General features: G+C 66.6%; 22 protein-coding genes. 16 read left to right on the forward strand and 6 right to left on the reverse strand.

The window, feature by feature from the left end:
• Nucleotides 1-17 precede the first annotated feature (17 nt).
• The 4 genes from QMX81_RS00955 to QMX81_RS00970 form a co-directional block, all read right to left on the reverse strand.
• Nucleotides 18-197, reverse strand: a complete 180-nt coding sequence (locus QMX81_RS00955) for a hypothetical protein (RefSeq protein ID WP_121037371.1) — start codon at nucleotides 195-197, stop codon at nucleotides 18-20.
• 57 nt (nucleotides 198-254) lie between these two features.
• On the reverse strand, nucleotides 255-434 hold the full coding sequence (locus tag QMX81_RS00960) for a hypothetical protein (RefSeq protein WP_121037368.1): 180 nt from the start codon (nucleotides 432-434) through the stop codon (nucleotides 255-257).
• Between the two features lie 54 nt (nucleotides 435-488).
• Entirely contained in the window at nucleotides 489-683 is a 195-nt protein-coding gene (locus QMX81_RS00965; protein ID WP_121037365.1) for a hypothetical protein, read from the reverse strand.
• A 106-nt stretch (nucleotides 684-789) separates the two neighbouring features.
• Nucleotides 790-1,404, reverse strand: a complete 615-nt coding sequence (locus QMX81_RS00970) for a TlpA disulfide reductase family protein (RefSeq protein ID WP_282257522.1) — start codon at nucleotides 1,402-1,404, stop codon at nucleotides 790-792.
• 241 nt (nucleotides 1,405-1,645) lie between these two features.
• Here QMX81_RS00970 and mntR point away from each other — a divergent pair, with 241 nt between their 5' ends.
• The 5 genes from mntR (at nucleotide 1,646) to QMX81_RS00995 (ending at nucleotide 5,506) form a co-directional block, all read left to right on the forward strand.
• Nucleotides 1,646-2,104 (forward strand): manganese-binding transcriptional regulator MntR, encoded by a 459-nt coding sequence (mntR, locus tag QMX81_RS00975; RefSeq protein ID WP_121037359.1) that lies wholly within the window; start codon nucleotides 1,646-1,648, stop codon nucleotides 2,102-2,104.
• Nucleotides 2,097-2,621, forward strand: a complete 525-nt coding sequence (gene tadA / locus QMX81_RS00980; protein WP_088435395.1) for a tRNA adenosine(34) deaminase TadA — start codon at nucleotides 2,097-2,099, stop codon at nucleotides 2,619-2,621. Before mntR ends, tadA begins: the two co-directional genes overlap by 8 nt.
• 100 nt (nucleotides 2,622-2,721) lie before the next feature.
• Entirely contained in the window at nucleotides 2,722-3,291 is a 570-nt protein-coding gene (gene orn / locus QMX81_RS00985; protein WP_152151230.1) for an oligoribonuclease, read from the forward strand.
• Nucleotides 3,292-3,405: 114 nt separating this feature from the next.
• Complete coding sequence (locus tag QMX81_RS00990) at nucleotides 3,406-4,266, forward strand: EcsC family protein (protein WP_121041096.1); 861 nt, start codon at nucleotides 3,406-3,408, stop codon at nucleotides 4,264-4,266.
• 118 nt (nucleotides 4,267-4,384) lie between these two features.
• Nucleotides 4,385-5,506 carry an alkene reductase gene (locus tag QMX81_RS00995; protein WP_282257539.1) on the forward strand — a complete coding sequence of 374 codons (1,122 nt, stop codon included), beginning with the start codon at nucleotides 4,385-4,387 and terminating at the stop codon, nucleotides 5,504-5,506.
• 71 nt (nucleotides 5,507-5,577) lie between these two features.
• On the opposite strand, the gene ppsA is transcribed toward QMX81_RS00995, so the two are convergent.
• Entirely contained in the window at nucleotides 5,578-7,956 is a 2,379-nt protein-coding gene (ppsA, locus tag QMX81_RS01000; RefSeq protein ID WP_282257543.1) for a phosphoenolpyruvate synthase, read from the reverse strand.
• A 143-nt stretch (nucleotides 7,957-8,099) separates the two neighbouring features.
• Between ppsA and QMX81_RS01005 the strand changes: the two genes are divergently transcribed.
• The 3 genes from QMX81_RS01005 to QMX81_RS01015 all read left to right on the forward strand — a co-directional run bounded on the left by QMX81_RS01005 (nucleotide 8,100) and on the right by QMX81_RS01015 (nucleotide 10,136).
• A complete protein-coding gene (locus tag QMX81_RS01005; protein WP_019184148.1) occupies nucleotides 8,100-8,921 on the forward strand; it encodes a pyruvate, water dikinase regulatory protein in 822 nt (273 codons plus the stop codon).
• A 145-nt stretch (nucleotides 8,922-9,066) separates the two neighbouring features.
• Nucleotides 9,067-9,576: a DUF1249 domain-containing protein gene (locus tag QMX81_RS01010; protein ID WP_121037347.1), complete on the forward strand. Its 510-nt coding sequence runs from the start codon at nucleotides 9,067-9,069 to the stop codon at nucleotides 9,574-9,576.
• A 71-nt stretch (nucleotides 9,577-9,647) separates the two neighbouring features.
• Nucleotides 9,648-10,136: an 8-oxo-dGTP diphosphatase gene (locus QMX81_RS01015; RefSeq protein ID WP_026069931.1), complete on the forward strand. Its 489-nt coding sequence runs from the start codon at nucleotides 9,648-9,650 to the stop codon at nucleotides 10,134-10,136.
• A 19-nt stretch (nucleotides 10,137-10,155) separates the two neighbouring features.
• Here QMX81_RS01015 and QMX81_RS01020 read toward each other — a convergent pair whose 3' ends face one another.
• Entirely contained in the window at nucleotides 10,156-10,806 is a 651-nt protein-coding gene (locus QMX81_RS01020; protein WP_282257552.1) for a methyltransferase domain-containing protein, read from the reverse strand.
• Nucleotides 10,807-11,182: 376 nt separating this feature from the next.
• Here QMX81_RS01020 and QMX81_RS01025 point away from each other — a divergent pair, with 376 nt between their 5' ends.
• From QMX81_RS01025 to QMX81_RS01060, 8 genes are all read left to right on the forward strand, one after another.
• Nucleotides 11,183-11,797 (forward strand): CDP-alcohol phosphatidyltransferase family protein, encoded by a 615-nt coding sequence (locus QMX81_RS01025; RefSeq protein WP_070474651.1) that lies wholly within the window; start codon nucleotides 11,183-11,185, stop codon nucleotides 11,795-11,797.
• A 52-nt stretch (nucleotides 11,798-11,849) separates the two neighbouring features.
• Nucleotides 11,850-13,013, forward strand: a complete 1,164-nt coding sequence (phaE, locus tag QMX81_RS01030) for a class III poly(R)-hydroxyalkanoic acid synthase subunit PhaE (RefSeq protein ID WP_282257558.1) — start codon at nucleotides 11,850-11,852, stop codon at nucleotides 13,011-13,013.
• A complete protein-coding gene (phaC, locus tag QMX81_RS01035; protein ID WP_282257559.1) occupies nucleotides 13,010-14,080 on the forward strand; it encodes a class III poly(R)-hydroxyalkanoic acid synthase subunit PhaC in 1,071 nt (356 codons plus the stop codon). The genes phaE and phaC overlap by 4 nt, the downstream gene beginning before the upstream one ends.
• Nucleotides 14,077-14,448, forward strand: coding sequence for a YfeK family protein (locus QMX81_RS01040; protein WP_282257560.1), 372 nt, complete (start codon nucleotides 14,077-14,079; stop codon nucleotides 14,446-14,448). The genes phaC and QMX81_RS01040 overlap by 4 nt, the downstream gene beginning before the upstream one ends.
• Nucleotides 14,449-14,495: 47 nt before the next feature.
• Entirely contained in the window at nucleotides 14,496-14,699 is a 204-nt protein-coding gene (locus QMX81_RS01045) for a PspC domain-containing protein (RefSeq protein ID WP_282257562.1), read from the forward strand.
• The gene (locus QMX81_RS01050; RefSeq protein ID WP_282257564.1) at nucleotides 14,696-15,154 is read left to right on the forward strand and encodes a hypothetical protein; all 459 of its coding nucleotides are present in this window, start codon (nucleotides 14,696-14,698) and stop codon (nucleotides 15,152-15,154) included. Before QMX81_RS01045 ends, QMX81_RS01050 begins: the two co-directional genes overlap by 4 nt.
• A gap of 159 nt (nucleotides 15,155-15,313) precedes the next feature.
• The gene (locus QMX81_RS01055; protein ID WP_282257565.1) at nucleotides 15,314-15,529 is read left to right on the forward strand and encodes a hypothetical protein; all 216 of its coding nucleotides are present in this window, start codon (nucleotides 15,314-15,316) and stop codon (nucleotides 15,527-15,529) included.
• A gap of 207 nt (nucleotides 15,530-15,736) precedes the next feature.
• Nucleotides 15,737-18,112 (forward strand): Tex family protein, encoded by a 2,376-nt coding sequence (locus tag QMX81_RS01060; RefSeq protein ID WP_282257566.1) that lies wholly within the window; start codon nucleotides 15,737-15,739, stop codon nucleotides 18,110-18,112.
• Nucleotides 18,113-18,326 lie beyond the last annotated feature (214 nt).

Below are 18,326 nucleotides of genomic sequence, written 5' to 3' on the forward strand. Positions count from 1 at the left end.
CGGGATGGTCGTGGTGCTTACAGCGGCTCGCAGCACAGATACAGGCCGTGGCCGCCGTAGGTGCAGCCGGGCTGATCTTCGCAGCCCGCCAGTGGCGTGGGCTGGCTGGAGGTCGCCAGCGCCTGGCCGGAGGCAAAAGCCAGTGCGCAGATCAGCGTCATGCCACCGAAGGCCGACAACAGTTTCCTGGACATCATGGTCACTCTCTCCTTGCAAGGATGATGCGGGCGGAGCGTGTGGCTGCAGCTGGGGTGTTACACCGGCTGGCAGCAACGGATCTCGCTGTGCCCGCCATAGGTGCAGCCGGGCTTGTAGGGGCAACCTTCCAGCTGTTTGGGCTGGCTGGAGGTTGCCACCGCCTGGCTCGAAGCAAATGCCAAGGCGCAGACAACAGCGATACCGCCAAAGACCGAGACGACTTTCTTGGACTTCATGGTGTTTCTCCTGTTGTGGATCATGCGGATGCAACGGGTGGTGCGCGATGCGGTTTACCGGGCCGGTGGATCCGTCAGCGGGCAGCACGTGCCGTCCGGATTGGCGCCATAGTCGCAGTGCGGTGCCGCCTTGCAGCCGGACAACGCGGCGGGCGTGGCAGCGGTGGCGAAGGCCTGGGCCGAAGCAAAGGCGAGCATGCCGGCGACGGCGAGGCCGCCAAGCAGGGACAGCGTGTGTTTCGACGTCATCGTTCAACTCCTCGGATGGGAAGGAAAATCGACGAACTGTCGATCCGCTCCATGAGCCGGTGCGGACAGACCTTGGGTACGCCGCCGGGAGCGGCGTCAGAGGGACTCAGCCTGCCGGGGCGGGCACCGCACTGCGCGCAGCGTTCACCACGAAGGCGCCGGTGATGGCATTGACCGAGCTGTCCTTGAGTTGGCCGACGTGGCGATAGATCACCTTGCCGTCCTGGATCACCACTACCATCGGCACCATGGTCGCGGTGTAGCGCTGCCGGATCCGGTCATCGGTATCGTTCACTACGGGAAACGCAAAGCCATGCTGGCGCGCGTAGTCCGCAGCGGTTTCATGGGGCGGCAGGTTGACGCCGAGCATCTCGAAGGCGCGGTTCCCGTTGTTCCGTCCGGCGGCGTCCAGCGCCTGGATCTGCGGCACGGAGGCCAGGCAGAACTTGCAGGCGGGAGAGAAGAAATACAGGACCTGGCGGCCGCTGGCCGGGCCGGCGAGGGTGACCGCCTGGCCGTCCAGTGCGGTGCTCTGGAGTGCTTCAGGCTGGGCGCCTTCCGGAAGGCCGTGAGCGGCCTTGGAGATCTGTTCGACCTTGCTCACCAGCAGGGCCTGCTGCTGGCGGAGCTGCCGGTTCTGCACGGCCAGCGCCGTCATCAGCGCGGCCAACACGATGATCAGAGCGAGGCTGCCGTACTTCCGTAGCGCGGATGCGTCCATGCTGCTCCTTGGCCTTCGGCCGGGTCCATGGCTGAGTAGGTGGGGTATATATCCGGCACCAAAAATCATTTGTCAAACAAAAGATCCTGTGAATGAGACGTCGGTTTGATTCTGCTCTCCATCTATCGCTGGCCGGGGCGCCCCGGCCGCCCCAGGCCGGCCCGGATCAGTCGCAAACCCCCGTGAGGTAAACTGTGCGGGCGCCGCAGCCCTTCGCCACCGGCCTATTGCTGGAGCCACCATGCCGTCCTCGACCCGTAAAGCCACCTCGCCCCTGATCGATGCCCAGGTGCATGTCGAGGGCTTCGTGCAGGTGCGTGAGGCGCGCCGGTCCGAGCTGGTCGAGGATTACGTGGAGCTGATCGCGGACCTGATCGCCGATGGCCGCGAAGCCCGCCAGGTGGATATCGCCACCCGGCTCGGGGTTGCGCAGCCCACGGTGGCCAAGGCGCTCAAGCGGCTGGTCAAGGAGGGTTGGGCGATCCAGCGGCCATATCGCGGCGTGTTCCTGACCCCGGCCGGCGAGCAGCTGGCGGTGGAGATGCGCGCCCGCCACCAGACGGTGGAGCAGTTCCTGCTGGCACTGGGCGTGGACGCCGATTCGGCGCGCCGCGACGCGGAAGGGATCGAGCACCACGTCAGCGAGGCCACCCTGGCCGCATTCGAGGCCTACGTGCGCACGGCCAACGGCCATGGTTGAGCGCCTCGCCCCGCCACCACCACTGGGCGTGCCGGTGCACGACCAGGATGAGCATTGGATGCGCCACGCGTTGGGCCTGGCGGAGCGTGCCGAGCGTGAATTCAATGAAATTCCGGTCGGCGCGGTGCTGGTCGGTGCCGATGGCACCGTGCTCGGCGAAGGCTGGAACCTCAACATCGCCGACCATGACCCCAGCGCGCATGCCGAGATCGTGGCGATGCGGCAGGCGGGCAGGGCGATCACCAACCACCGGCTGATCGGCAGCACGCTGTACGTCACCCTGGAGCCGTGTGCGATGTGTGCCATGGCCATCGTGCACGCACGCGTGGCGCGGCTGGTGTATGCCGCCACAGACCCCAAGACCGGTGCCTGCGGCAGCGTGTTCGACCTGATCGGCGATCCGCGCCACAACCACCGCGTGGAGATCCACGGTGGCGTGCTCGCCAAGGACGCCAGCACCCGGCTGACCAACTACTTCCGCGCCAAGCGCGGCAAGCCGCCGCTGCTGCTGGAATAAGGCCTCCACAGCGACAGGGTCGTGACGGGTTGGCGGTATCATGGGCGCCTTATCCATTTCCGGTCGCGGCGCAAGCGGCGGCCCAGCACAAGGCGAACACATGGCGGACAACGGCGCAGAAGGCGAGCGACTGATCTGGATCGATCTGGAAATGACCGGTCTGGACACCGACAACGATGCGATCATCGAGATCGCCACCGTGGTGACCGATGCGCAGTTGAAGGTGCTGGCCGAAGGCCCGGAATTCGCGATCCATCATCCGGTCGAGCGGCTGGAAGCGATGGACGAGTGGAACCGTAACCAGCATCGTCGTTCCGGCCTGTGGCAGCGCGTGGTCGAGAGCACCGTCACGCTCGGGCAGGCCGAAGCGCAGACGATCGCCTTCCTGCAGCAGTGGATCAAGGCGGGCGCCTCGCCGATGTGCGGCAACTCGATCTGCCAGGATCGTCGCTTCCTGCACCGTGAAATGCCGCGCCTGGAAAAGTACTTCCATTACCGGAACCTGGACGTTTCCACGATCAAGGAACTGGCCAGGCGCTGGGCCCCGGGCGTGGCCGCCGGCGTGGGCAAGACCGCCAGCCATACCGCGCTGAGCGATGTGCATGATTCCATCGAAGAGTTGCGCCATTACCGTCAGTTCATGGGCGCGCTGTCGGGTCTGCCGGCCTGACCCGAATGCCGGGCGTCGCCCGGCAACGCGGCCTGTACGCGGGCGTTCAGCCACTGGCAGGCGAGGCAACGAGCGGTATACATCGGCGGCGCTATGATCGCGGCCATGAACGCCATGACCTCGCCACAACCACCGCCGTTGGAGTCCTCGATCCTGCCCACCTCGCAGGACTGGCGCGACCTGCAGCGTGCGGTGGACCTGCTGGAATCGCCCACGCTGACCGCCAAGATGGCCAACCTGATCGGTTCGCCGCTGGAGTTCGCGGTCAAACGCCTGCCGGATTCGGTGTCCCGCCGCATCCACGGCGCGGTCGAAGCGGCGCTGTTCAAATCCGCCCAGGCGGCGTTGTGGACGATGGACAACACCCCGGGCAAAGCGGCGTCCACCCGCTGGCACAAGCTGGCCGCGGCCACCTCCGGTGCGGTCGGCGGCGCCTTCGGTTTCACCACGCTGTTCATCGAACTGCCGGTGTCCACCACGATCATGATGCGCTCGGTAGCTGACGTGGCACGCAGCGAAGGCTTCGACCTGCGCGAGATGAGCACCCGGCATGCCTGCCTGGAGGTGTTTGCGCTCGGTGGCAACTCCGGCAAGGACGATGCCAGCGAGACCGGCTACTACATCACGCGTGGCTTCACTGCGGAGGTGATGCGTCACCTGTCGGCCGAGTTGGCCGGCCGCGCGGTCGGCGGCAGCCCGGTGATGATCGGGCTGACCCCGAAGGAAGCGGGCAAGTGGCTGGCCAAGCTCGTGGAGAAGGTCGCCGCGCGTTTCGGCGTGGTGGTCACCGAGAAGTTCGCCGCGCAGGCGGTGCCAATCGTGGGGGCGGTGGCCGGCGCGACGCTCAACACCATGTTCACCGACTACTACCAGGACGTGGCACGCGGCCATTTCATCGTGCGCCGCCTGGAGCGAACCTACGGGTATGAGACCGTGCGGGCGGCCTACTCGATGCTGGCGGCCGAGCGCAGCTGAGCGATCGTTGCACTGGCGGCACAACTGTTTTGCCGCCGCAGCTCTGTTGACCGGTCTGCACTGTCCCCATCCTTGTCGGCATCACCGCTGCGGCGGTTCTCCCGATCAAGGATTTCCCATGCTGTTCTCCCCCTATACCCGCGGCGCCCTGGCGCTGCCCAACCGTATCGTGATGCCGCCGATGACCCGCTCGCGGGCCGGGGAGGGCAACGTGGCGACGCCGCTGATGGCCGAGTACTACGCCCAGCGGGCCTCGGCCGGCCTGATCGTCAGCGAAGGCACCCAGATCAGCCAGCAGGGCCAGGGCTACGCCTGGACACCGGGCATCCACGACGAGGCCCAGGTGGCCGGCTGGCGCGGCGTCACCGATGCCGTGCACGCTGCCGGTGGGCGCATCGTCGCCCAGCTCTGGCACGTCGGCCGCGTTTCGCATGTGGCCCTGCAGCCGGGCGGCGCCGCCCCGGTGTCCTCGTCAGCGCTGCTGGCCGAGGGCGTCAAGGTGTTCGTCGATCCCGAGGGCCGTGGCCCGCTGAGGGGCGTCGGCGAGATGGTGCAGCACTCGATGCCGCGGGCACTGGCCATCGACGAGATCGCCGGGATCGTGCGCGACTACGCGGCCGCCGCGCGCAATGCGATCGCGGCGGGGTTCGATGGCATCGAACTGCACGGTGCCAACGGGTATCTGATCAACCAGTTCATCGATTCCCAGGCCAATCAGCGCACCGATGCCTACGGTGGCTCGCTGCAGAACCGCCTGCGCTTCCTGCGCGAGGTGGCCGAAGCGGTAGCCGAGGAGATCGGTGCCGAGCGCGTCGGCGTGCGTCTGGCGCCGCTGACCACGCTGCAGGGCGCGGTGGACGACACGCCACAGGCGACCTACCTGGCCGCTGCGCATCTGCTCGACGCAATCGGGGTGGGCTACCTGCATATCGCCGAAGCCGACTGGGAAGACGCCCCGGTGATGCCGGTGGCCTTCAAGGAAGCGCTGCGCATGATCTACGGCGGCACGCTGATCTACGCCGGCAAGTACACGGTGGAACGTGCGGAAGAGGCCCTGGCGAAGGGCTGGGCCGACCTGATCGCCTTCGGCCGTCCGTTCATCGCCAACCCGGACCTGCCGGAGCGGCTGCAGCAGGGCCTGCCGTTGAACCCGTCGGACAAAGCGACGTTCTTCGGGGGTGGGGCGGAAGGATTCACCGACTACCCGGCGGCCGAGGTGGTCGAGCCCGCTGAAGCCTGACGGTAGTGCCACGCTCAACAACAAAACCCCGCCTGAGCGGGGTTCTGTTGTTCATCACATTGCCGAAAGGATCACCCCTTGGCTTTGAGCTTGGCCAGACGCAGCCAGGTATCCACCACGGTATCCGGGTTCAGCGATACCGACTCGATGCCTTCCTGCATCAGCCATTCGGCCAGGTCCGGGTGATCGGACGGGCCCTGGCCGCAGATGCCGACATACTTGCCCTTGGCGCGCGCGGACTTGATCGCCATCGACAGCAGCTTCTTCACCGCCGGGTTCCGCTCGTCGAACAGGTGCGCGACGATCGAGGAATCGCGGTCCAGGCCCAGGGTCAGCTGGGTCAGGTCGTTGGAGCCGATCGAGAAGCCGTCGAAGATATCCAGGAACTCATCGGCGAGCAGTGCGTTGGACGGCACTTCGCACATCATGATGATCTTCAGGCCGTTTTCGCCCTGCTTGAGGCCGTTCTGTTCGAGCACTTCGACGACCTTGCGGCCTTCTTCCAGGGTGCGCACGAACGGGATCATGACCCACAGGTTGTCCAGGCCCATCTCGTTGCGCACGCGCAGCACGGCCTGGCATTCCAGGGCGAAGGCGGCCGAGAAGCTCGGATCGACGTAACGGCTGGCGCCGCGGAAGCCGATCATCGGGTTCTCTTCGTGCGGCTCGTAGTTCGTACCGCCGATCAGGTTGGCGTACTCGTTGGACTTGAAGTCCGACAGGCGCACGATCACCGGGTTCGGGGCGACCGAGGCGGTCAGCGTGGCGATGCCTTCGGCTAGACGACCGACGTAGAAGCTGACCGGATCCGCGTAACCGGCGATCTTCTCGTCGATCTTCTTCTTGGTCGCTGCGTCCTGGCGGTCGTACTCCAGCAGCGCGTTGGGGTGGATGCCGATATGGCTGGCGATGATCATTTCCAGACGGGCCAGGCCGATGCCGGCGTTCGGCAGCTGGCCGAAATCGAAGGCACGTTCCGGGTTGGCCACGTTCATCATGATCTTCAGCGGCGCTGGCGGCATGTTGCCCAGGTCCGTGGTGGTGCGCTCGAACTCCAGGATCCCGTCGTAGATGAAGCCGGTGTCACCCTCGGCGCAGCTGACGGTCACTTCCTGGCCATCCTGGATCAGCTGGGTGGCGTTGCCCGAGCCGACCACGGCCGGCACGCCCAGCTCACGCGCGATGATCGCCGCGTGGCAGGTACGGCCGCCACGGTTGGTCACGATGGCCGAGGCGCGCTTCATCACCGGCTCCCAATCGGGATCGGTCATGTCGGCGATCAGCACGTCGCCGGGCTGCACGCGGGCCATGTCCTCCAGGGTGCGCACCACGCGGGCGGTACCGGCACCGATCTTGGCACCCACGGCGCGGCCTTCGGCCAGCACCTTGCCGTCCTTCTGATTCAGTGCGAAACGTTCGATCTGGGTGGCATGGCCACGCGACTTCACGGTCTCCGGACGCGCCTGCACGATGAACAGCTTGCCGCTGACGCCGTCCTTGGCCCACTCGATATCCATCGGGCGGCCGTAATGCTTTTCGATCACCAGCGCCTGCTTGGACAGTTCCTGCACGTCCTCGTCGCTGATGGAGAAGGTGTTGCGCAGCTCGGCCGGGGTGTCTTCGATGCGCACGCGCTCACCGGCGACATCCGAATACACCATGCGGATCGCCTTGCTGCCGAGCGAGCGGCGCAGGATCGCCGGCTTGCCCGCGCTCAGGGTGGGCTTGTAGACGTAGAACTCGTCCGGGTTGACCGCACCCTGCACGACCATTTCGCCCAGGCCGAACGAGGAGGTGACGAACACCACGTCGCGGAAGCCGGACTCGGTGTCCAGGGTGAACAGCACGCCGGAGGACCCCACGCCCGAGCGCACCATCAGCTGCACGCCGGCCGACAGGAACACGTCCTCGTGCTTGAAGCCGTGGTGGACGCGGTAGGCAATCGCGCGGTCGTTGTACAGCGAGGCGAACACTTCCTTGACCTTGAGCACGACATCGTCGGCGCCGGTCACGTTGAGGAAGGTCTCCTGCTGGCCGGCGAAGGACGCATCGGGCAGATCTTCGGCGGTGGCCGAAGAGCGCACCGCAACGGCCACGTCACCGCCGCCGTTTTCGCTGCAGAGCTTGGCATAGGCAGTGCGGATGTCCTGGTCCAGTGCCGGATGCAGCGGGGCATCGATCACCCAGCCGCGGATCTCCTTGCCGGCCACGGTCAGGGCACCGACATCTTCCACGTCCAGCGTGGCCAGCTTGTCGAAGATGCGCTTGGACAGATCGTTGTGGGCGATGAAGTCCTTGAAGGCTTCAGAGGTGGTTGCGTAACCGCCGGGGACAGACACCCCCAGACCGGCAAGATTGCCGATCATTTCGCCAAGCGACGAATTCTTGCCGCCTACGCGGGCCAGGTCGGCCAGGCGCAGTTCGTGCAACCACAGGATGTTCTCGTTCAAGCGCGATGCTCCGTTTGGCCATCGCCCGAGGCGGGCTGGATGGCCACGTCCGTAGGAAGAAGCCGATATGATGCCGGGCAGACCGCTGTCGGCACAAGCTTGTATCGACGGCCTTTTTAAGCTTCGGAGGGGGTAAAAGCCGTATGTCGACGATCCGTCCGGTGTTCTACGTGTCCGATGGAACCGGTATCACCGCTGAAACCATTGGGCATAGCCTCCTGACCCAGTTCTCCGGGTTCAGCTTCATCACCGACCGGATGTCGTTCATCGATGATCCGGAAAAAGCGCGGGAAGCCTGTGAAAGGATCCGTGCAGCGGGTGAGCGATACCAGGTTCGGCCCATTGTGGTCAGTTCCTGCGTGGACAGCGGGCTGAGCATCATCCTGGCCGAAAGTGGCGGGTTGATGCTGGACGTGTTCGCCCCCTTCATCGAGCCGCTGGAGCGCGAGCTGGCGGTCAACCGCCACTCCCGGGTCGGCCAGGCCCACGGCATGGTCGACTTCGAGACCTACCACCGCCGCATCAACGCGATGAACTTCGCGCTGACCCATGACGATGGCATCGCCATCAATTACGACGATGCCGACGTGATCCTGGTCGCCGTGTCCCGGGCTGGCAAGACCCCGACCTGCATCTACCTGGCCCTGCATTACGGGGTCCGCGCGGCCAATTACCCGCTGACGGATGAGGATCTGGAGCAGGACCGCCTGCCGCCGCGCCTGCGCCCGTACCGCAAAAAGCTGTTTGGTCTGACCATCGACCCGGACCGCCTGCAACAGATCCGTCAGGAGCGCCGCCCGAACTCGCGCTACGCGAATCTGGAGACCTGCCGCCGCGAGGTCGCCGCCGCCGAGACCATGTTCCGGATGGAGCGGATCCCGACGTTGAGCACCACCCATACCTCGATCGAGGAAATCTCGAGCAAGGTGCTGGGCACGCTGGGGCTGCAGCGCGAGATGTACTGATCCGGCGCGCCCCCTTGAACAACAAGGGGGCTCTTCCTTCGTCCGGGGCCGGGACTACCCTGCGTCCGTGAACCGGCTGCGGGCCGCCCCTTTGGCCGGGCCGGTGCCGCCCCCACGTTGGGAGATCAACGTGTAGGATCGACCCATGGCCCAGGCATCGCCCCGTATCGAACGCATCCCCCGGCTCAGCCGCCTGAGCTGGCTGATGGGCCTGTACGCCGAGAATTACCAGCACCTGGTGCGCCTGTTCGCACCGTCCGAGCTGATGCCCGGCAGCTACGTCTCCTCGATCGGCGATGGGCTCGATGTGCGCCTGGACGTGATCGAGTGCCACCGCTATACGGTCGAGCTGCGCCTGACCTACGACTTCGCCGACCCGGTCACCGGGCAGCCGGATCCTTCGGCCTATGTGCGCCTGTACCGTGACGCCCGCCAGGCCGAGACCACGCATTGCTACGTCGGTCGCCGCTGGCAGGACGTGATGGGCATGTACCCGCCGCCGGCCGAACTGATCAGCCACCGCATGCGGATGAACACCTTCCTCGGCAAATGGCTGGAATACCTGGCCGAGCGCGGCCACGGCGTGGCCACGCTGCACCGCGATGGCGCGGTGGCGGCACCGGCCGACGCGCGCCGCACCAGCGTGGTGCCCTGAGCCGGGTGTGCTGAGCCGGCCCCGGGCGGATCGCGCATAATCGGGGGTCTGTGTTCCAGAGCCTGTGCGAAATGCCCTATACCCCCATCGTGGCCACCCTGGGCTACGTGCTGTCCGCCGACGGCAAGCAAGTGCTGATGATCCACCGCAACGCCCGGCCCGGTGACCTGCACCTGGGCAAGTACAACGGCCTGGGCGGCAAGATGGAGCGCGATGAAGACGCCGCCGCCTGCATGCGCCGCGAGATCCGCGAAGAGGCCGGCATCGAGTGCGGCACCATGCGCCTGCGCGGCACGATCAGCTGGCCGGGTTTCGGCAGGAACGGCGAGGACTGGTTCGGCTTCGTGTTCGTCATCGATGACTTCACCGGCACGCCGCTGACCTCCAATCCGGAGGGCACGCTGGAGTGGGTTGACGTGGACAAGATCGACAGCCTGCCGCTGTGGGAAGGCGACCGCAGCTTCCTGCCGCTGGTCTTCGACGATGAGCCGCGCGCCTTCCATGGCGTGATGCCGTACCGCGATGGCGCCATGCAGTCCTGGAGTTACACCCGGCTGTAGGTCCGGCCAACGGCCGCTACTACCGGCGGGCCAGCAGCAGATGGAAGTGCTTGGTCACCTCGCGCCCATCGTTGCTGCGCCCGGTTTCGTGATGGGCGCGCCAGCCTTGGACGGTCAACCCAGCGCTGCGCAGGGCCTGCTCGACCTCGGCCAGCTCGTGCAGGTGGAACCCATGCGCAGTGAACGGCAGCGTGCGCATGAAAGCGGCATCGCCGAAGGCCAGGCAGAGCCGGCCGCCGGGCCGCAGCACGCGGGCCAGCTCGGCGAACGGGAATTTCAGTTCGTCCCAGAAGTACAGCGTGTTCACTGCCAGCGCCGCATCGATGCAGGTCGAATCCAGGGGCAGGGCGTGGGCATCGCCCAGGTGGACCTCGGCACGATCCTGCAGCCCATGCATGGCCAGCACCGCAGTGCCCGCCTCGACCATCGCCGCTGAAACATCGACGCCCACATAGCGGCTGTGCGGTGTACGCAACAGATCGGGTGCGAAGGCTGCATTGCCCGGGCCGATCTCCAGGACCTGTTCGCCGGGGGTCACTGACAGCAGGGCGATGGCGGCCCGGTTGAGGTCGCCGTTGCTGCGGTTCATCGATTCGGCCACGACGAGCGCGTGCTCACCGTGCGGGTGGCGCAGCTGGGCGGCCAGATGGTCGGGGGAAAGCACGCGCAAGACTCCTGTCGGTGGGCGGCAGGACCTGGCGGCGGCGGAGTCCATCCACCAGCTTAGCCCACGGATGGCACCGATGGGCGCGCGCGTGAAGGGGGATCGCGCCGCAGCAATGAGGATCGGTGATCAAGAAATCACCAGCGTCGCGTCTATTGAGATCGAGTTGTCCACAGGGGGTGTGGATGACTCGTGGGCAAGTTTGTGGATAAGCCGCGCCGGCCCCCGCCGGTACTCGCTGTCAAGATGGGTGGCCAAAAATTCACCGCAGGTCGTGCTGGCGTGAACGGCGCGGCAAGCGGGAGTACGGTGGCGTAGGGAACGCTGTCCCGGCGCGGGCCGCTCGCGGTACTCTCTTGCGATTGCCGCCACCTGATCCTTCATGAAACGTCACTTCTCGATGTTGCGCGAGTTCCACCTGGCTGACTGGTTCACCTTGGCCAACGCGTTCTGTGGCACCGGGGCGGTCTTTGCCGCCATGCGGTATCTGCAGGATGGCGAGCGCAGCTATCTGCTGTTCGGCATGGCCCTGATCCCCTTGGCCTTCATTTTCGATGCGCTGGACGGGCGCATCGCGCGCTGGCGCAAGTCCAGCTCCACGCTGGGCCGTGAGCTGGATTCGCTGTCGGACATCATTTCCTTCGGTGTCGCCCCGGCCGCGCTGGCCTACGCCTGCGGCATGCAGGGCGGCTGGGACTGGCTCGTGCTGAGCTACTTCGTCTGCTGCGGCGTCAGCCGCCTGGCCCGCTACAACGTGACCGCCGAAGCACTGGCCGGCGAGGGCGACAAGGTGCCGTACTTCGAGGGCACCCCGATCCCGACCAGCCTGGCGCTGGTGGTGGTGCTGGCCGTGGCGGCGAGCGTCGGGGCCACCGGCGCGGATCTGTGGCTGGGCCAGTGGCAGCTGGGCCCGTGGCAGCTGCACCCGCTGGTGCTGCTGTTCGCGCTGTCCGGCTCGCTGATGATCAGCAAGACCCTGCGCATCCCCAAGCCGTGAGGCAGGGCAGCGCGGCATTGCTATCATCGTTTCCCGAGACGGGAGGACGGTCATGACCACGGCGGGCAGCGGCAGCGGCGCAGGCGATGTAGAGGCCCTGGCGCGGCAGTATTTCAGTGCCTGGGGCGATGCCCTGCGGCATGCTGCGGCACCGCCCGGCCATACCGCCGGCCCCGAGGGGCAGGGCAACTGGCAGCAGGCGATCGACTGGTGGGCGCAGATGATGCCCAACGCCGCCAGCGGCCCGGCCGATGAAGCCGTGCACCGTTTCCGTGAGCAGGCCGGTGGCTGGTACGGCACCATGCAGCAGGTGGCCGCGCAGTTTGCCGGCCGCGACACCACCAGTGCGGAAGTCGCGCAGGCGTGGCGTACGGCAGTGCTGGGCCAGGGCGACGGGTTGCTGCAGTGGATGCTGCAAGGCGCGCGTGGGCACACCCATGCCGAGGGGCCGGACCTGCTGCAACTGCTGGAAACCCTGCAGCGCCAGCTTGGCCCGTGGCTGCAGAGCCCGGCGTTCGGCCCCGGCCGCGAGCACCAGGCGCGCTGGCAGGCGTTGCTGCGCGCCCAGCAGGACTTCCAGGCACGCTCGCGCGATTACGTGGAACAGATCAAGCAGGCGCTGGACGATGCGTTCACCCTGTTCGAGCAGCGCCTGGCCGAGCACGAACAGCCCGGCAACCAGCTGACCAGTGCGCGGGCGATGTTCGATCTGTGGATCGACGCGGCCGAAGAGGCGTACGCGAAGGTCGCGCTGTCCGAGCCGTTCCAGGCGGTCTACGCCGCGCTGGGCAACGCCCAGATGCGGCTGCGCGCGGCCACCCAGCAGGAAATCGAACGGTTGACCGAGAGCTTCGGGCTGCCGACACGCACCGAAATGGACGCGGCGCATAGGCGGATCGCCGAGCTGGAGCGGCTGGTGCGGCGCATGGCCGCCGGCGCGGCTGCGGGTGCGGCACCTGCCAGTGCGGCCAAGGTGCGCAAGCCCGCAGTGAAACCCGCCGCCGCGAGCCAGCGCACAACCCGCGCTTCCAGGCCGGCCAAGGCCACCGCCAAGCCCTCCAAGGCCTCCAAGGTCACCAAGGTCACCAAGGTCACCAAGGTCACCAAGGTCACCAAGGTCACCAAGCCCGTCACCAACCCCACCAAGCCCTCCAAGGTCACCAAGCCCGCCACCACGCCGACCAAGCCGGCCAAGCCAAGGAAGCGCAGCGTATGAAGGGCCCCCTGGGCTTCAACGCCGAAGACCTTCTGCAGGAAACCCTGGCCATGCAGCGCAAGCTGATGGATGGCCTGAAGCTGCTGCCTGCGGTGGACGATGTCGATTACGGCGCGACCACCCGCGAGGAGGTCTGGCGCGACGGCAAGGTCACGCTGTACCGCTTCGTCGGCAGCGAGCCGCCGGTGCATGCCACGCCGCTGCTGATCGTCTATGCGCTGGTCAACCGGCCGTACATGGTGGATCTGCAGACCGACCGCTCGCTGGTGCAGAAGCTGCTGACCCTGGGCCACGATGTGTATGTGCTGGACTGGGGCTACCCGGACCGCTCCGAGCGCTATCAGACGCTGGAGGATTACCTGCTGCGCTTCGTGGATGGGGCGGTGGATCACCTGCAGGCGCACAACGGTGGCGAGCCGATCAACATGCTCGGCATCTGCCAGGGCGGCGTGTTCGCGCTGTGCTATGCCGCGCTGCGCCAGGCCAAGCTGGCCAACCTGATCACGATGGTCACCCCGGTCGATTTCCACACGCCGGACAACATGCTCTCGCACTGGGCGCGCCAGGTGGACGTGGACCTGCTGGTGGACACGCTGGGCAACATCCCGGCTGATCTGATGAATGCCAGCTACCTGATGCTCAAGCCGTTCCGCCTCAACGTGCAGAAATACGTGGGGCTGCTGGACATCCTGGACGACAAGGACGCGCTGGAAGATTTCCTGCGCATGGAAAAGTGGATCTTCGACTCGCCCGATCTCGCCGGCGAAGCGTTCCGTGACTTCATCAAGCAGTTCTACCAGGGCAATGGCCTGATGCACGCCGGCGTGCGCATCGGCGAGGACACTGTCCACCTCCAGCAGGTCACGTTGCCGGTACTGAACATCTATGCCGAGCAGGACCATCTGGTCCCGCCGGATGCGTCACGCGCGTTGCGCAGCCGGATCGGCAGCACGGATTACACCGAGAGCAGTTTCCGCGGTGGCCACATCGGTATCTATGTCTCCGGGCGGGCCCAGCGCGAGGTCCCCGGTACGATCAACGATTGGTTGAAGGAACGTTCCGCATGACCCATCGCACCCGAGCCGTGCTCGCACTGGCCCTCATCGCCCCCAGCGTGTCGCTGGCCGCCCCGACCGACACCGCCCGCCGCGAGATCGCCGGCCTGATCGGCGCGCTGGATGGCTCCAGTTGCCGCTTCCAGCGCAATGGCAGCTGGCACGATGCGCCCGAGGCGCGGGCCCATCTGCAGCGCAAGTACGACTACCTGCTCAAGAAGGACAAGGTCGACACGGCCGAGCAGTTCATCGAACGTGCCGCCAGCCAGAGCAGCATGAGCGGCAAGCCCTACCGGATCGCCTGCCCGGGCCAGCCCGAGCAGACCGCAGCGGTGTGGTTCGGCGCGCGCCTGAAGGCCCTGCGCCAACGCACCCCGTAGACACGGTTCGCGCTAGAGTCGGCGCATTCCGGACCGAGACCCCGTGCATGAACACACCGCCGCGCCCGCTGTCCCGTTCGCTCAACGACCGCATGATCGCCGGGGTGATGGGCGGTATCGCGCATCGCTACGGCTGGAACGTCACCCTGGTGCGGGTGCTGTTCGTGCTGATCTCGATCAGCTCGGCGGCCTTCCCGGGCATTCTGATCTATCTGATCCTGTGGCTGTTGATCCCCAACGAGGCCGATTGAGCCTGTCACCGGTGCTGCTGCGCGCGCTGCAGGTGCTCGGGGCGCTGTGGACCTCACCCAACACCCTGATCGGCCTGGCCGCCGGCACCGCCGGCATGCTGGCCGGTGCGCGCCCGTCATGGAACGGGCGCGACTGCGCGATCGTGTTCCGCGAATTTCCGTGGGGCCCGGGCGGAGCGATCACACTGGGCAACGTCATCCTGCACACGGGGCCGGTGCTGGATGTGCCGTGCCGGACGTATGCGCATCAGGCCGGCCACGCCACCGAACCGGTGATCGGCCTGCACGACCATGAGCGGGCGCACGTGTACCAGTATCTGGTGTTGGGGCCGCTCTATCTGCCCGTCTACCTGCTGTGCGGTGGGGTGAGCGCGCGCAATCCGTTCGAGCGCGCGGCCGATGTCTATGCGCTGCAGGGGCGGGGCTGGTGGCCATCCATTCGTAATCCGCAGTGACGTTATCTCAGCGTTAAATCCATGTAAGAAAAACGTCGACAACGCGACGTCATCTGCATGCAAAAAAACGTTATTAGCCTGCATGACGAACCAGTCAGGTTTACCGGGGTAAGCTTGCAGCGCTGTATGAGCAACCGTTTTTCTGGAGGAATACATCACATGGCAATCGTTCTTTATGTCGGTGGTAGCAAGGATGGCGACAAGGGCCTGGTGCCCCATGGTTTCAGCAAGTCCCAGGCCGATACCGAGCTGGGTCCGGAGATCTACACCGAGCGGTTCATGGAACTGCAGGGTGTGGGCAAGGTGCGGGTGATGGCGTTGGAGTCGATGCACGACGAGATCGTCTACCAACGCGCGGCCGTGCATTACCGGTAAGCCAGTCACACCGCAGAGGTGCCCGGTTGTCGCGGGCGCCCGCGCCGGCATCCCAGCCCCACGCAGGATGCCGGCGTGAACGCAGGACCCCTCGTGTGGTCATCGCCACGGGGCGACAGGTTCGGCCCGACCTGTCAACGGCTTTCCCCCGCCGCCGCGCATCGCCAGAATGGGTTCTTTCCGCAAAAGCGGCTCCGGCCGGAAGCAATGCCTGACATCAAGCTCGCGCAGCAGATCGCCCAGACCATCGCCGATGAGATCGGTGCCCAGACCGCCCAGGCCCTCGCCGCCATCGCCCTGTTGGACGAAGGCGCCAGCGTTCCGTTCATCGCCCGCTACCGCAAGGAAGTCACCGGCGGCCTGGACGATACCCAGCTGCGCAACCTCGAAACGCGCCTGACCTACCTGCGCGAGCTGGAAGACCGCCGCGCCGCGGTGCTGTCCAGCATCGACGAACAGGGCAAGCTCAGCGACGAACTGCGTAACGAGATCCTCGGCGCGGACACCAAGTCGCGCCTGGAAGATCTGTACCTGCCGTACAAGCCCAAGCGCCGCACCCGTGCCCAGATCGCGCGCGAAGCCGGCCTGGAGCCGCTCGCCGATGGCCTGCTGGCCGATCCGGGCCTGGACCCGCAGGTGTTTGGCGCGACCTTCGTCGATAGCGACAAGGGCGTGGCCGACGTCAAGGCGGCCCTGGAAGGTGCGCGCGCGATCCTGATGGAGCGTTGGGGCGAAGATGCCGCGCTGGTCGGCGAGCTGCGCACCTGGCTGGGCGAGAACGGCGTGATCCGCGCACGTGTCGCCGAGGGCAAGGAAGAGCAGGGCGCCAAGTACCGCGATTACTTTGAACACGCCGAGTCGCTGGCGAAGATTCCGTCCCACCGCTTGCTGGCACTGTTCCGCGCGCGCCGCGAGGAAATCCTGTTCCTGGAACTGGACCCGGGCAGCGATGCCGAGGCCGGCAATCTGTATGCCGAAGGCCGTGTCGCGCACAACGCGGGGATCCGTGATGCCGGCCGCCCCGGTGATCGCTGGCTGCTGGACGCCTGCCGCCTGACCTGGCGCGCCAAGCTGCACATGCACCTGCTGCTGGACCTGTTCAACCAGGCGCGCGAAAAGGCCGAGGCCGAAGCCATCTCGGTCTTCGGCGACAACCTCAAGGATCTGCTGCTGTCGGCCCCGGCCGGCCCCAAGGCTGTGCTCGGCCTGGACCCGGGGATCCGCACCGGCTGCAAGATCGCGGTGGTCGATGCCACCGGCAAGCTGGTCGCCACCGACACCATCTACCCGCACGAGCCGCGCCGCCAGTGGGACCAGTCGCTGCACACGATCAAGCAGCTGTGCGTGCAGCACAACGTGGAACTGATCGCGATCGGCAATGGCACCGCCAGCCGCGAGACCGACAAGCTGGCCGGTGACGTGATCAAGGCGCTGGGCGACACCAAGCTGCAGAAGATCGTTGTCAGCGAAGCCGGCGCATCCGTCTACTCGGCGTCGGAATTCGCGGCCAAGGAGTTCCCGAACCTGGACGTGTCGATCCGCGGTGCGGTATCGATCGCGCGCCGCCTGCAGGATCCGCTGGCCGAGCTGGTCAAGATCGAGCCCAAGGCGATCGGTGTGGGCCAGTACCAGCACGACGTGGACCAGTACCGGCTGGCGCGTGCGCTGGATGCGCGCGTGGAGGACTGCGTCAACGCGGTCGGCGTGCACGTCAACACCGCCTCGGCGGCGCTGCTCTCGCGCGTGTCGGGGCTGTCGTCCACCGTGGCCGAGAACATCGTGCGGCATCGCGACGACAACGGCCCGTTCAAGCGCCGCAAGGACCTGCTCAAGGTGCCGCGCCTGGGCGAGAAAACCTTCGAGCAGTGCGCCGGCTTCCTGCGCATCGCCGATGGCGACCAGCCGCTGGATGCCTCCTCGGTGCACCCGGAAGCCTACCCCGTGGTGGAGCGCATCGTGGCCGCCACCGCACGCCCGATCAAGGCACTGATTGGCGACGGCAGCTTCCTGCGCGGGCTCAAGGCGGAGCAGTTCACCGACGCCACCTTCGGTGTGCCGACCGTGCGCGACATCCTCAAGGAGCTGGAAAAACCCGGCCGCGATCCCCGCCCGGAGTTCAAGGCGGCCCGTTTCGCCGACGGGGTCGAGGAGCTGAAAGACCTCAAGGTCGGCATGATCCTGGAAGGCGTGGTCAGCAACGTGGCCGCGTTCGGTGCCTTCGTGGATATCGGGGTGCACCAGGATGGACTGATCCACATCTCCGCGCTGTCCGATACCTACGTCAAGGACCCGCGTGACGTGGTCAAGGCCGGTGACATCGTCAAGGTGAAGGTGCTGGAGGTGGACGTGGCGCGCAAGCGCATCGCGCTGACCCGCCGCCTGGATGACACTCCCGCCCCGGCCAAGGCTCCCGGTGAGCGCGATGCGCGCCCGGCCGGAGGTGGCCGCCGTGACGGCGGGGCGGGCAATGGTCCGCGCGGTGGCGGTCGTGGCAACCCGTCCGGGCCGCGCCCGGGCAGCGCCGCACCGCCGGCCAACAACGCGCTGGCAGACGCCTTCGCCCGGGCCAAGCGCGGCGGCTGACAGCGCTGTTGGTGCTGCCAGGGGCCGCCTTCGGGCGGCTTTTGGCGTTTTCCGGGGTCCCGGTGGCCGGGGGCACTTCTGGTTTGACGCGCGTTTACGCACACTTCCCCTTGAATGCCCGTAGGGTGGGTGGACGGCGGGGAGCCCAGATGACAGACGACCAGGCAGGACCGGGCAGCCGGGCGGGCCGCAGCGCCGATCACCGCGCTGGCGC

Source organism: Stenotrophomonas sp. PS02301, assembly GCF_029959485.1.
Lineage (GTDB): Bacteria > Pseudomonadota > Gammaproteobacteria > Xanthomonadales > Xanthomonadaceae > Stenotrophomonas > Stenotrophomonas maltophilia_Z.

Coding starts and splice junctions, on each gene's coding strand:
- QMX81_RS01015 (WP_026069931.1), top strand. CDS start 9,648: ATGCCCTATACCCCCATCGTGGCCACCCTGGGCTACGTGCTGTCCGCC.
- phaE (WP_282257558.1), top strand. CDS start 11,850: ATGACCACGGCGGGCAGCGGCAGCGGCGCAGGCGATGTAGAGGCCCTG.
- QMX81_RS01045 (WP_282257562.1), top strand. CDS start 14,496: ATGAACACACCGCCGCGCCCGCTGTCCCGTTCGCTCAACGACCGCATG.
- phaC (WP_282257559.1), top strand. CDS start 13,010: ATGAAGGGCCCCCTGGGCTTCAACGCCGAAGACCTTCTGCAGGAAACC.
- QMX81_RS01040 (WP_282257560.1), top strand. CDS start 14,077: ATGACCCATCGCACCCGAGCCGTGCTCGCACTGGCCCTCATCGCCCCC.
- QMX81_RS00955 (WP_121037371.1), bottom strand. CDS start 197: ATGATGTCCAGGAAACTGTTGTCGGCCTTCGGTGGCATGACGCTGATC.
- QMX81_RS01060 (WP_282257566.1), top strand. CDS start 15,737: ATGCCTGACATCAAGCTCGCGCAGCAGATCGCCCAGACCATCGCCGAT.
- orn (WP_152151230.1), top strand. CDS start 2,722: ATGGCGGACAACGGCGCAGAAGGCGAGCGACTGATCTGGATCGATCTG.
- mntR (WP_121037359.1), top strand. CDS start 1,646: ATGCCGTCCTCGACCCGTAAAGCCACCTCGCCCCTGATCGATGCCCAG.
- QMX81_RS00970 (WP_282257522.1), bottom strand. CDS start 1,404: ATGGACGCATCCGCGCTACGGAAGTACGGCAGCCTCGCTCTGATCATC.
- QMX81_RS00990 (WP_121041096.1), top strand. CDS start 3,406: ATGACCTCGCCACAACCACCGCCGTTGGAGTCCTCGATCCTGCCCACC.
- QMX81_RS00960 (WP_121037368.1), bottom strand. CDS start 434: ATGAAGTCCAAGAAAGTCGTCTCGGTCTTTGGCGGTATCGCTGTTGTC.
- tadA (WP_088435395.1), top strand. CDS start 2,097: ATGGTTGAGCGCCTCGCCCCGCCACCACCACTGGGCGTGCCGGTGCAC.
- QMX81_RS00995 (WP_282257539.1), top strand. CDS start 4,385: ATGCTGTTCTCCCCCTATACCCGCGGCGCCCTGGCGCTGCCCAACCGT.
- QMX81_RS01025 (WP_070474651.1), top strand. CDS start 11,183: ATGAAACGTCACTTCTCGATGTTGCGCGAGTTCCACCTGGCTGACTGG.
- QMX81_RS01005 (WP_019184148.1), top strand. CDS start 8,100: ATGTCGACGATCCGTCCGGTGTTCTACGTGTCCGATGGAACCGGTATC.
- QMX81_RS01055 (WP_282257565.1), top strand. CDS start 15,314: ATGGCAATCGTTCTTTATGTCGGTGGTAGCAAGGATGGCGACAAGGGC.
- QMX81_RS00965 (WP_121037365.1), bottom strand. CDS start 683: ATGACGTCGAAACACACGCTGTCCCTGCTTGGCGGCCTCGCCGTCGCC.
- QMX81_RS01010 (WP_121037347.1), top strand. CDS start 9,067: ATGGCCCAGGCATCGCCCCGTATCGAACGCATCCCCCGGCTCAGCCGC.